We start from the raw sequence: 12,333 nt of genomic DNA on the forward strand, positions 1-12,333 counted from the left end.
AAGCCATTAAAAAGCCCCGCCCGGTGAAAGCCTGGCGGGGCTTTTTTATTGCCTTTATAAGATCAAGAGATCGCAGCCTTCGGACGATCTTTTGATCTTGCTGTTATTTAAAAACCAAAGCCTCAGGCACATCGATATCCCACAACACTCCGGGATCATCCACCACCACTTCAACCACCCTGCCCTGTTTGAACAACGGCCGCGCCCCGCGATCTCCGCTCAATGCCAACAACCCCGGACCAAACGCGCGACCAAACCCCACCGGATGCCCAAACTCGCCATCCTGCACCGGCACGCTCACCGCATCATCAGCTATGGCTGCGACCACCCGCTCAATACTCGACGGCAAGATAAACGGCATATCCCCCAGCACAATCAGCCACCCATCGACGTCAGGGCAAGCCGCAACACCCGCCGCAATGCTGTCGCCCATACCGGTGGACTCGATCGTCACAACCTCACAACCATAAGCTTGAGCCATACGCATCGCTTGCGGTCGCGCTTCAGTGGTGACCAGTACGCGCTTGTCGAGACTCGCTGGCAGATTCACCAGAATCTGCTCGATCACCGAACGCACCGCGCCATCGCGTCCCGTACAGTCGGCCAACAACTTGTCCTTATCAACACCCGCCACCTGGCGAAAGCGACTGCCCTCGCCCGCCGCCAATACGATCACTGCGATGGATCGACTCATGCGTCCTCCAGGGGTTTCTTCTGTTTCAACTCGACACCGTTCTTGATCGCGACGATCTCCGCCAACAGCGATAACGCAATCTCCGCCGGCGAATGACTGCCGATGTGCAAACCGATGGGGCCATGCAGTCGATCAATCGCCTGTACCGACAAGCCTAGCTGAGCCAGATTATCCCGGCGCTTCAGACTGTTGACCCGCGAGCCCAGCGCGCCGACGTAGAAGGCCGGTGAATCCAGCGCCGTGAGCAGCGCCATGTCATCCAGACGCGGATCGTGAGTCAACGCCACAATCGCTGTGCGCTCATCCGTTTGAATACTCAACACCGCCTCGTCCGGCATGCCCGCCACGAAGCGACCATGATGCTCTTCCCAGCCATAAACGAATTCAGTGCGTGGATCGCAGATCAGCACTTCGAAATCCAGCAGCCGCGCCATGTCCGCTACATAGCGCGACAATTGCCCAGCACCGATCAACAGCAGTCGCCAGCGCGGGCCGTAGATCGCGCGTAAGGTCTTGCCGTCGAATTCGAGCGAATCGGTTTTGCTCGCTGCCGTCAAAATCACTTCACCAGTGTCGATGTTCAGCTCACGGGCAACGATCTCGTGCGCTTCGCAACGCGCCAGCAACTCGGCAACCCACTGGGGATCGCCGACCCGTTCTTCGGTCAAGCGCAACGTGCCGCCACACGGTAAACCAAACCGCGCGGCTTCCTCACGGGTGACACCGTAGGTAATCAGTTGCACGGGCGGGCCATCGCTGGCGATACGCCCGTCGTGCAGGCGAGCGATCAAATCATCCTCGACGCAACCGCCCGACACTGAACCGATCACCACGCCATCCTCGCGCAAAGCGAGCATGGCACCGGGTGCCCGAGGCGCCGTGCCCCAGGTCTGCACGACACTGAACAGCACCACCTGCTGCCCGGCGCGGCGCCACTCGAGCACGCTGCGCAGGACATTGAGGTCGACGCTGTCCATTACGCCTCAGCCTTCTGCCAGCCCTGCAACTGATAACGCACCGGCAAGTTGCGAATACGCTTGCCGGTAGCAGCAAAGATCGCGTTGCACAGCGCCGGCGCAATCGGCGGCACACCAGGCTCACCAACCCCACCCAGCGGCACGTCGCCCGGCGGCGTCACCAGATGCACCGCGACTTCTTTCGGCGCCAACGACATGCGCGCCACTTCATACATATGGAAGTTGTCCTGCTGGACCTTGCCGTCCTTGAAGCTGATTTCACCCAGCACCGCGTTACCCAGACCCATCACGCAAGCCCCCTCGAACTGCGAGCGAATCCGCTCAGGGTTGATCTGCGGCCCGCAGTCGACGGCAATATCCGCCTTGTGCACGATCAGCGTGCCGTCGTCTTTAACTTCGACCTCGATTACTGCCGCCACGTAAGTGACGAAGCTGTAATGCACGGCCAGCCCCAGACCACGCCCCTTGGGCAGTTTGCGCCCCCAACCGGCGGCTTTGGCAGCGGTTTCCAGCACGGTGCGCATGCGCCCGGTATCGATCGGATAACGCTCGGGAGATTCGCCGTAGTTCCACTCTTCACTCAGCGTGCGCGGGTCAATCTGGCGATCAGGGCCGAGCAGTTTGATCTGGTACTTGAGCGGATCCTCGCCGGCCTTGTGCGCCAGTTCATCGACGAAACTCTGGATCGCAAAACCATGGGGAATGTTCGACACCGAGCGATACCAGCCGACCCGCGTGTGCACGGTCGCTTCGGGGTTTTCCAGGCGCACATTGGGAATGGCGTAGGCCATGTTGGTGAAGCCCATGCCCAGCTCGAACGCCGCTTCATGGTTCATGCCCGGCGCGAACAGCGCGGTGATGCTCGGCGCCACGGTGCGATGCAACCAGCCGGACGGCATGCCGTCCTTGCCAACGCCAGCCTTGAGGTATTCGGCGGACACGGTGTGGAAATACGAGTTATGGATGTCATCTTCGCGCGTCCACTGCACCCGCACCGCTTTGCCGGGGAGTTCCTTGGCGAGGATCGCCGCTTCGACGACGAAGTCCGGCTTGGATTTACGTCCGAAACCACCGCCGAGCAGCGTGACATTAAAAGTGACGTTGTCGAACGGCAGGCCGAGACGCTCGGCAATCCGCTCGCGAGTGACTTGGGGCGCCTGACTCGGCGCCCAGGCCTCGCAAACGCCGTCCTTGTAACGGGCGATGGCAACCATCGGCTCCATCGGTGCCTGCGCCAGATGCGGCAGGTAATATGAAGCTTCGAGGATACTGCCAGCGCCGCTCAAGGCTTTGTCGATATCGCCGGTATTGCGCACGACTTTGCCGGGCTTCAGCGACGCGGCTTCCAGTTCCTTGCGATAGGCGATGGAGTCGTAACTGGCATTGGGGCCGTCATCCCATTCGATCTTCAGCGCTTCGCGACCCTTGATTGCAGCCCAGGTGTTGCTGGCCACTACGGCCACGCCACCCAGCGGCTGAAACTCCGAAGGCAGTGGACGGCCTTCAATCTGAATCACTTTCAGCACGCCGGGGACTTTCAGTGCGGCGCTGTCATCCAGCGATTTGACCTTGCCGCCATACACCGCCGGACGGGCAATGGTCGCGTACAACATGCCGTCGAAATGCACGTCGGCACCGTACACGGCGCGGCCGTTGACGATGTCGTCGCCATCGATGGCTTTGGTGCCTTCCTTGCCGATGTAGCGAAATTCCGATGGTTGCTTGAGGCGCAGGCTGTCACGCGCCGGCACCGTCAACGCACTGGCTGCGGCGGCGAGTTCGCCGTAACCCAGCTCACGCCCGGATGGCTGGTGAATGACTTTGTGCAGTTGCGCGTGGCATTCGCCGACCGGCACTTTCCACTGCGCGGCCGCCGCTTGTTCGAGCATCGTCCGGGCCGCAGCGCCGCAACGCCGCATCGGTTCGTACCAGTGCCGCATGCTGCGCGAGCCGTCGGTGTCCTGATTGCCGAAACGCACTTCGTCGCCCGGCGCCTGCTGCACTTTGACCTTGGCCCAATCGGCGTCCAGCTCATCGGCAACGACCATGGTCAGACTGGTACGCACGCCCTGGCCCATCTCCGAGCGATTGCAGACCACGGTGACGGTGCCGTCAGCCGCAATGCTCACATAGACTTTCGGATCATCGATCCAGCCGTTGGGCATGCCGTCAGCGCCGAATTTCTTTTCTTTCTCGTCGGCCAGCGCATCCTGCCAACCCCAACTCGCGGCCAGCACCAACGCGCCTGTCGCGCCAACGCCTTTGAGGAAACCCCGGCGGCTGAGGTTGCTCAGGGCGAAATCGTTCGGAAGGCGGCTCATGCCTTGGCCTCCTTCAAGTGAGTGGAGGCCTGACGGATCGCGGTTTTGATCCGGTTATAAGTGCCGCAGCGGCAGATGTTGCCGACCATGGCTTCTTCGATCTGCTCGTCGCTCGGGTTCGGATTGGTTTTGAGCAATGCGGTGGCCGACATGATTTGCCCGCCCTGACAGAAACCGCACTGCGCGACCGCCGTGTCGAGCCAGGCTTGCTGGACGACTTGCCCGACGGGGTCGGCATGCAGGTTGTCGATGGTGGTGACGTTCTGCCCGATCACCGAGCCAATCGGCGTGATGCAACTGCGTGCCGGCAGACCGTCGATGTGAATGGTGCAGGCACCACACAGGCCCATGCCGCAGCCGAATTTGGTGCCGTTGTAACCGGCGACGTCGCGGATGGCCCAGAGCAGCGGCATGTCTTCCGTGACATCAAGGGGATGGTCTTGACCATTGAGTTTCAGGGTAATCATGGGCACGCCCGCATATTGTTGGTGGTTATGGGGTCGAGCAATCTGCCGCCGTTGCATCGGCGGTGGTTCACGCAGATCGACTCAGGCTAATGAGGCTCTCTTGTGTCGACGCGAACGTCTGCACCGGGCCTTTGGTGGAGCAAATGACGGTTATCGTTAGCTCGCGAAGTTAACCCAGCGTTAACAAAAAAGCCCTGCACTTTTTCATCAGTGCAGGGCTCTGGATGGCGCTTGGAAAGCGTAGCCTCAATAGCGATTGGGCTCCATTTCCAGGTCGACATTGAAACGTTCGGCAATGTCTTTCTGGATACGTTGCGCCAGATCGAACAATTGCAGGCCGGTCGCGGTGCCGTAATTGACCAGCACCAGCGCCTGCAATTTATGCACGCCGGCATCGGCTTCGCGGAAACCTTTCCAGCCGGCGCGCTCGATCAACCAACCAGCGGCCAACTTCATCTGGCCGTCCGGCTGCGCGTAAGCCACCACATCCGGGTGCTGCGCTTTGATCTGCGCGACGATGGCCGCCGACACCAGCGGGTTTTTGAAGAAGCTGCCGGCATTGCCGAGCACCGCCGGATCCGGCAGTTTTTCACTGCGGATGCTGCAGATGGCGCGGCTGACATCGGTCGGCGTCGGATGCTCAATGCCCTGCTCGGTCAGGCGCTGACGCACCGGGCCATATTCCAGATGCAATTGCGCGACGCGATTGAGCGTGAAGCGCACCCGCAGGATCAGCCAACGCCCCGGCTGCTGCTTGAACAGGCTGTCGCGGTAGGCGAAGTTGCATTCTTCCAGGGTGAAATCGCGCAGCTCGCCGGTCTGACGATCCAGCGCGGTGAGCCCGGCGAACACATCCTTGATCTCGACGCCGTAAGCGCCAATGTTCTGCATCGGCGCAGCGCCGACGGTGCCCGGAATCAGGCTGAGGTTCTCCAGCCCGGAGAAACCTTGCGCCAACGTGTGCTGTACGAACGGATGCCACGGCTCGCCCGCTTCCGCCTCGATCACCACGCGACTGCCGTCGTCGCTGATCACACGAATGCCACGGGTGGCCATGCGCAGCACCAGCGCCGGAATGTCTGCGGTCAGCAGCAAATTGCTGCCACCACCGATCACCAGCAACGGCATGTCGTGGGCAGTGGCATAAGCCAGCGCTTCGCGAACGTCGGCATCGTTGTGGGCTTCGGCGAACAATTGCGCGCGAACATCCACGCCAAAACTGTTGAACGGTTTCAGGGAAACCTGCGGTTGCAGCTGCAAACTCATAACCGGCCCTTCACTTCGATCAACAATTGGTCACAAGCCGCTTCAATCAGATCCAGCACCTGCTCGAACCCTTGATCGCCGTCGTAGTACGGGTCCGGCACTTCATCGACCAGCCCGGCATAACGGCGCAGGAACAGATCCAGCTCGGCTTTACCGGTGGACGGCTGCAGGGCCTTGAGGTTGCGCAGGTTGCTGTTGTCCATCGCCAGAATTAGATCGTAACTGGCGAAGTCGGCACGGCTGACCTGTTGCGCGCGTTGCGCCGACAGGTCATAACCGCGCACTTTGGCGACGGCCTGACTGCGTTTGTCTGGCGGATTGCCGACGTGCCAGTCACCGGTGCCGGCGGAGGCCACTTCGACCTGTTCCGCGAGCCCTGCTTCACGCAATTTGTGGCGCAATACGCCTTCGGCCGTGGGCGAACGGCAAATGTTGCCCAGGCACACAAACAGAACGCGCATCAGGCCCCCAGCAGGCGACGAACGCGCTCAAGGTCTTCAACGGTGTCGACGCCGGTTGGCGGAGCGATCAGCGCGTCGGCAACATGAATGCGCACGCCGTGCCACAGGGCACGCAGCTGTTCGAGCGACTCAGTGTTCTCCAGCCAGCACGGGCCCCAGCTGACGAAATCCTGAAGGAAACCGGCGCGGTAGGCATAGATGCCGATATGGCGACGGTACGGCACGCCTTCGGGCAATTGCTCGCGGCTTTTGGCGAAGGCATCGCGTGCCCACGGCAAGGTCGCACGGCTGAACGTCAGCGCCAGACCATTGAGGTCGCTGACGACTTTGACCACGTTCGGATTGAACAGTGTGTCGACGTCTTCGATCGGCTCGGCCAGGGTGGCCATGCGCGCTTCAGTGTGGGCGGCGAGGTTGGCGGCGACCTGATCAATCACGGTTGGCGGAATCAGCGGCTCGTCGCCCTGCACGTTGACCACGATCGCGTCGGGCTCAAGGCCCAGTTTCGCCGCGACTTCAGCCAGACGATCGGTGCCGGAGTTGTGATCTTCACGGGTCAGCACCACTTCGGCGCCAAAGCCTTTGCAGGCCTCGACGATGCGCGCATCGTCAGTCGCAACCACCACACGGGTGGCGCTGCTTTTGCTCGCCTGTTCCCAGACATGCTGGATCATCGGCTTGCCGGCGATGTCCAGCAACGGCTTGCCCGGCAGGCGGGTCGAGGCATAACGCGACGGGATGACAACGGTGAAGGCGGTGGTCATTTATCCAGACGCTCGTCGGTGGTCAGGGTGCGCGCTTCGCTTTCGAGCATCACCGGGATGCCGTCGCGGATCGGGTATGCCAGGCCGGCACCCTTGCTGATCAGTTCGGTCTTGTCGGCACTGAGCTTGAGCGGGCCTTTGCAGATCGGGCACGCGAGGATGTCGAGCAATTTGGTGTCCATGAACATTCCCTGGATAAAGAGTTAAGGCAAAAGACGATCGGGCAACAGGCGCATCAGCTGTGTGTCGAACCAGGCCACGAAGGCAGGCGACGGCACGGCATCGACCGCCAGATACCACCAGTCGGCAGCAGCAAAGGCACGGCACTTCACCGCGTCCTTTTCGGTCATCACCAGCGGCAATGACGGTGTAAAATTCAACGCCTGCACGCTGTATTCGGCGTGGTCGGCAAACGCATGCGGGACTGCTCGCCAGTCTAGCGCTTCGAGGGTATTGAAGAAACGTTGCGGATTGCCGATCCCGGCGACCGCGTGCACGGCCTGGCCTGCTGGAAAAAGATCGAGCGATTTACGCTCGCCGCTGCGCAGATTGACCAGCGCGGTCGGCTGCAGATGGAAAGCGAAACCGTCGTCGCGATCAGCCGTGGCACCGTTGAACAATACGCCGTCGACACTTTGCAGACGCTCGATCGGCTCGCGCAACGGCCCCGCCGGCAGGCAACGTTTATTACCGAGTCCACGGGCAGCGTCGATCAGCACCAACTCCAGATCCCGCGCCAGACGGTAATGCTGCATGCCGTCATCGGAGAGGATCAGATCCAGCGGTTCACTGGCGAGCAAGGCTTTGACGGCGGCGCTGCGATCGGGGTCGATCATCAACGGCACGCCGGTGCGCTGGACGATCAGCAGCGGTTCGTCGCCAGCAACGTCGGCGGCCTGATCAGCCTCGACCCGCCATGGCAACTGCGGCGGCTTGGCGCCGTAACCACGGCTGACTACGCCAACGCGCAGACCGCTGCGCCGGCAGTGTTCGATCAGCCAGAGAATCATCGGCGTCTTGCCGGTACCACCCACGGTGATGTTGCCAACCACGATCAACGGCACTGGCGGCTGGTAAATCTGGCCTCCACCGTCGAGAAAACGCTGACGTTTGTTGACCACCACGCGGCGGTACAACATTTCCAGCGGCCGCAGCAGCGTCAGGGCCGGGTGACCCTGATACCACGCGGCGAGCAAGCGATCGGCCAGGCTCATCAGGATTTCGGCGCCGCCTCAACAGTGGTCATGCGCAGATGGCTGAAACCGAGCTTGCCGGCCGCGTCCATGGCGGTGATCACTGATTGATGCTGAGTCTTGCCGTCGGCACTGATCGACAACGGCATAGTGGTGTCGCCGTTGGATTCTTTCTGCATGGCTTCCATCAAGGTCGCCAGATCATTTTTCGGCAAAATCTTGTTGTTCACCGAAAACACGCCTTCAGCGCTGATGGCCACGTCGATCTGCTTGAGTTGCTGATCTTCGGCCGGCGAGCCACTGACCGCTTCCGGCAGATCGACGCGCAACTGGGTTTCGCGGGTAAACGTAGTGGTCACGACAAAAAACAGCAGCAGGATGAACACCACGTCGATCAACGACGCGAGGTTGATGTCGATCGTTTCCCGAGGCTTGCGACGGAATTTCACGCGCGGCCCTCGGCCAGGTCAACGTCACGGTCGCCCTGCACCACTTCAACCAGTTTGATCGCTTCCTGCTCCATGCCCACCACCAGCTCATCGATGCGGCGTTGCAGGAACCGGTGGAAGAACACCGCCGGAATACCGACCATCAGGCCCGCTGCCGTGGTGATCAGCGCCTTGGAGATACCACCGGCCAATACCGAAGCGTTGGTGGTCATGCCGGAACCGGTGAAGGCGCTGAAAATGTCGATCATGCCCAGCACCGTACCCAACAGACCCAGCAACGGCGACATCGCAGCGATGGTGCCCAGCGCATTGACGTAGCGTTCGAGCTCGTGAATGACGCGGGCGGCGGCCTCTTCAATGCACTCTTTCATGATCTCGCGACCATGCTTGGAGTTGGCCAGACCGGCGGCGAGGATCTCCCCCAGCGGCGAGTTGGCACGCAGCTCCTTGAGTTTTTCTTTGTTGAGCTGCTTGTCCTTGATCCACACCCAGACCTGGCCCAGCAGATGCTCGGGGGTGACGCGACTGGCGCGCAGGGTCCACAGGCGCTCGGCGACAATCGCCATGGCCGCGATGGAACTCAGAATGATCGGCAACATCATCCAGCCGCCGGATTTGACCAATTCCCACACAGTGACAGTCCCCTCGAAAAAGTGCGCCACTTTACCATACCGATCCGCGATTAAGACCCGCCCCTCCGACGACCGTGATGTGCCATCCATGCTGGCACCGATCAACGGGCGAGCGCAGGCGGATCGCGCCAGAAACGCCGCTGTTGACGCATCGTCCACGGTGGCGTGAAGCGACCCAGTTGCAGATGAATAGCGCCCTGCTCGGCACTGTCATAGATGCGCAGGCCTTGTTTGCGATAGCGCGCCAGTACGGTCGAATGCGGATGGCCGAAGGAATTGCCGTGACCTCGGGAGATCAACACGGCTTCAGGCTTCAGCGCCTTGAGCAGGGCCATGGACGACGAGCTGCGGCTGCCATGGTGCGGGGCCTGCAACCATTGCGTGGGCACGGCCAATGGACTGTCGAGCAGAACGCGTTCGGCGTGAGTGTCGATATCGCCCGTCAGCAATAGACGTTCGCCACTGGCCTCGATCTGCAACACGCAGGAGCGCTGGTTGCTGTCGTGGGCGTCCGACCATACCCAGAGCTGAAAACGCACGCCATCCCACTCCCATTGCTCACCACTTTCGCAGGCTTGAGCGCCAAGCTCGGCCGGCAGCCCCGGCGGATCGCCACTGAGTACCCTGCCGACCTTCAGGCCTCGGGCGACGGCCAGCGCACCGCCGGCATGATCTGCATCGGCGTGGCTGAGCAGCATCAGATCGAGGTTCTCCACGCTGAGTTTGCGCAACGCCGGTAGCACCACGCGCTCGCCCAGATCGAAATCGCCGAAACGCGGGCCGGCGTCATAGAGCAGCGCGTGGTGACGGGTTCTGATCAGGATCGCCAGCCCCTGACCGACATCCAGTTGCCAGACGTCAGCCACACCTTCGTCCAACCGCTCACGCGGCGGCACCACCAGCATCAACAACAATGGCCAGCCCAGCGGCCGCATCGGCACGCCGCGCGGCAACAGCAACAACACGGCACCCAGACTGCCGAACGCCCACACCCATTTGGATATCGACGGTGCTGTCCACGCAGGCCAGATCCCGGCAATCACCGCCAGCGCGCGAAACAGCCCATCGATCAATCCACCGGCCAGCCACAGCAAGCTTTCGCCGACATAGGGCAGCGGCAACAACAATGTGCCGAGCAAGGCCGGCGGCAGCACCACCAGGCTGACCCACGGCACCGCCAGCAGATTGGCCAGCGGCCCGCTGAGGCTGATTGGCAGGTTCAGCGCCAGCAACACCGGGCATAAGCCGATGGCAATCAACCACTGCGCTCGCGTCCAGGTTTGCCACCAGCGCCACGCGCCCAGCCGACCGCTGAAGGTGAAAACCAGCACCGCCACAGCAGCGAAAGACAACCAGAAACCCGGGCGCAAGCTGGCCAGCGGGTCCAGCAACAACACGCCGTTGAACGCCAGCAGCAGCGGCCACCACGCCCCCAGATGGCGAAAGCGCAGGCGCCACAGCAGCACCAGCCCGACCATCACGCAAGCGCGCTGCACCGGCACATCAAAACCGGCGAGCAAGCCGTAACCGACGGCAGCGGCGAAAGCCAGGCCACAGGCCCACGGCAGCCACGGCCAACGCAGCGGCCACAACCCGTAACGAGCGAGTCCTGCAACCAGCAGGTACATCACCGCCGCGAGCAATCCGATGTGCTGGCCGGAAATCACCAGTAAATGCACGGTGCCGGTGTCCTGCAGGACCTGCCAATCCTCGCGACTGAGCCCGGAACCGTCACCGAGCACCAGCGCCGCCAACGCGCCTTCGCGACCTTGCGCATCGACTTCAAGCAAAAGCTGACGAAGGCTGTCGCGCCACGCCCATCGCGCCGTGTTCAGACGCTCACCGTCCTTGATCGTGCCCGTCGCGCCGATGCGCTGCGCCAACAGCCACGCTTCGTAATCGAAGGCCTCAGGATTGAGCAGGCCGGCGGGACGTTTGAGCTTGACCGCCAGTCGCCAGCGCTCGCCGCTGTTGACCGGCGGCCCGGCATACCAGGCCAGACGCATCAGCGGCGGCAAGGTTGCATGACGCGAACGCGCATCGGCCAATTCAAAACGCACGACGCCATCACTGTGCTGCGGCAGGCCGACGACTCGCCCCTCCAGCCAACGCGTCTCGCCGTCGAGATGGCTCGCCAGTTGATCATCCAGTGCCCAGTGCACGCCGACACCGGCCCAGGTGAAACCGAACAGCAAAAACGCCAATGGATAGCTGCGAAACGGCAGCAACATCAGCCCCACCACCGGCAATACCACCAGTAACCCGACCGGCGGTAAAACCGGCAAAAAAACCACCACCAGCAGACCGACTGCCAGCGCCATCATCCCTGTGCGCATAAGCCCGTCCTTGAGAGTCGCACCTCTAGGCATAGCGGCTGTTCGGCATGGCCGTCGTCAACAATTGTCACAAAGTCTGAATGGGCGCCCCCTAGAATCCAGACATACTTGCCGCCTTAACCGACCGAGAAGCCTTATGCCCCGGCGCTTATTCAAACGTTACATGCCCGACCCGACGAGCATCAGGGAACACAAATCCTTACGCTTTCTCGGCAAGTTGCTGCATGACCCCAACCTCTGGCACCTCAATCGCCACTCGGTCGCGCGGGCGATGGCCGTCGGTTTGTTCGCCGCTTTCCTGCCCATTCCAGCACAGATGCTGGTGGCGGCCGCGCTGGCCATCACTGTGCGCGGGAACATGCCGATTGCCGTCAGCCTGGTGTGGCTGACCAACCCGATCACCATGCCGGCGGTGTTTTTTTGCACCTATCAGGCCGGGGCGTGGTTGATGGATGTGCCGGCGCGGCATCTGCCGGATGAGCTGACCTGGGAGTGGATCAGCGGGGAGCTGTCAACGCTGTGGCAGCCGTTTCTGCTGGGTTCGGTGGTGTGCGGGCTGGTACTGGGTGCCCTCGCCTACTTCGTGGTGATGATGTATTGGCGCTGGTGGGTGGCGCGACAGTGGGCGCGGCGCAAGAAAAGCCGCCAGCCTTGAACGCAAAACGGCCTCCGCAATGGGAGGCCGTTTTGTTTGGTGCTGCCGGACACGACCTGTAGGAGCTGCGGCACGCTGCGATCTTTTGATGGTGACCTTCAAGATCAAAAGATCGCAG

13 protein-coding genes are annotated in these 12,333 nt (G+C 61.8%); 1 reads left to right on the forward strand and 12 read right to left on the reverse strand.

Going from position 1 to position 12,333, the window contains the following annotated elements; genetic code table 11:
• Positions 1-103 precede the first annotated feature (103 nt).
• The 12 genes from PMI37_RS24925 to PMI37_RS24980 all read right to left on the reverse strand — a co-directional run bounded on the left by PMI37_RS24925 (position 104) and on the right by PMI37_RS24980 (position 11,560).
• On the reverse strand, positions 104-694 hold the full coding sequence (locus PMI37_RS24925) for a nucleotidyltransferase family protein (protein ID WP_008086288.1): 591 nt from the start codon (positions 692-694) through the stop codon (positions 104-106).
• The gene (locus PMI37_RS24930; protein WP_008086290.1) at positions 691-1,671 is read right to left on the reverse strand and encodes an XdhC family protein; all 981 of its coding nucleotides are present in this window, start codon (positions 1,669-1,671) and stop codon (positions 691-693) included. The genes PMI37_RS24925 and PMI37_RS24930 overlap by 4 nt, the downstream gene beginning before the upstream one ends.
• Positions 1,671-3,992: a xanthine dehydrogenase family protein molybdopterin-binding subunit gene (locus PMI37_RS24935; RefSeq protein ID WP_008086292.1), complete on the reverse strand. Its 2,322-nt coding sequence runs from the start codon at positions 3,990-3,992 to the stop codon at positions 1,671-1,673. Before PMI37_RS24935 ends, PMI37_RS24930 begins: the two co-directional genes overlap by 1 nt.
• A complete protein-coding gene (locus PMI37_RS24940; RefSeq protein WP_008086294.1) occupies positions 3,989-4,459 on the reverse strand; it encodes a (2Fe-2S)-binding protein in 471 nt (156 codons plus the stop codon). The genes PMI37_RS24935 and PMI37_RS24940 overlap by 4 nt, the downstream gene beginning before the upstream one ends.
• A gap of 246 nt (positions 4,460-4,705) precedes the next feature.
• Entirely contained in the window at positions 4,706-5,725 is a 1,020-nt protein-coding gene (gene murB, locus PMI37_RS24945; protein WP_008086296.1) for a UDP-N-acetylmuramate dehydrogenase, read from the reverse strand.
• The gene (locus PMI37_RS24950; RefSeq protein WP_008086298.1) at positions 5,722-6,186 is read right to left on the reverse strand and encodes a low molecular weight protein-tyrosine-phosphatase; all 465 of its coding nucleotides are present in this window, start codon (positions 6,184-6,186) and stop codon (positions 5,722-5,724) included. The genes murB and PMI37_RS24950 overlap by 4 nt, the downstream gene beginning before the upstream one ends.
• Positions 6,186-6,950, reverse strand: a complete 765-nt coding sequence (kdsB, locus tag PMI37_RS24955) for a 3-deoxy-manno-octulosonate cytidylyltransferase (protein WP_008086300.1) — start codon at positions 6,948-6,950, stop codon at positions 6,186-6,188. The genes PMI37_RS24950 and kdsB overlap by 1 nt, the downstream gene beginning before the upstream one ends.
• Positions 6,947-7,132: a Trm112 family protein gene (locus PMI37_RS24960; RefSeq protein WP_003174668.1), complete on the reverse strand. Its 186-nt coding sequence runs from the start codon at positions 7,130-7,132 to the stop codon at positions 6,947-6,949. Before PMI37_RS24960 ends, kdsB begins: the two co-directional genes overlap by 4 nt.
• Before the next feature lie 21 nt (positions 7,133-7,153).
• On the reverse strand, positions 7,154-8,164 hold the full coding sequence (lpxK, locus tag PMI37_RS24965; protein WP_008086302.1) for a tetraacyldisaccharide 4'-kinase: 1,011 nt from the start codon (positions 8,162-8,164) through the stop codon (positions 7,154-7,156).
• On the reverse strand, positions 8,164-8,592 hold the full coding sequence (locus tag PMI37_RS24970) for an ExbD/TolR family protein (RefSeq protein ID WP_008086304.1): 429 nt from the start codon (positions 8,590-8,592) through the stop codon (positions 8,164-8,166). Before PMI37_RS24970 ends, lpxK begins: the two co-directional genes overlap by 1 nt.
• A complete protein-coding gene (locus tag PMI37_RS24975; RefSeq protein ID WP_007908216.1) occupies positions 8,589-9,224 on the reverse strand; it encodes a MotA/TolQ/ExbB proton channel family protein in 636 nt (211 codons plus the stop codon). The genes PMI37_RS24970 and PMI37_RS24975 overlap by 4 nt, the downstream gene beginning before the upstream one ends.
• A gap of 101 nt (positions 9,225-9,325) precedes the next feature.
• Positions 9,326-11,560, reverse strand: coding sequence for a DNA internalization-related competence protein ComEC/Rec2 (locus PMI37_RS24980; protein ID WP_008086307.1), 2,235 nt, complete (start codon positions 11,558-11,560; stop codon positions 9,326-9,328).
• A gap of 136 nt (positions 11,561-11,696) precedes the next feature.
• Between PMI37_RS24980 and PMI37_RS24985 the strand changes: the two genes are divergently transcribed.
• Positions 11,697-12,215: a DUF2062 domain-containing protein gene (locus tag PMI37_RS24985; RefSeq protein WP_008086309.1), complete on the forward strand. Its 519-nt coding sequence runs from the start codon at positions 11,697-11,699 to the stop codon at positions 12,213-12,215.
• Positions 12,216-12,333: the final 118 nt, after the last annotated feature.

It is taken from the genome of Pseudomonas sp. GM80, assembly GCF_000282515.1.
Taxonomy (GTDB): domain Bacteria; phylum Pseudomonadota; class Gammaproteobacteria; order Pseudomonadales; family Pseudomonadaceae; genus Aquipseudomonas.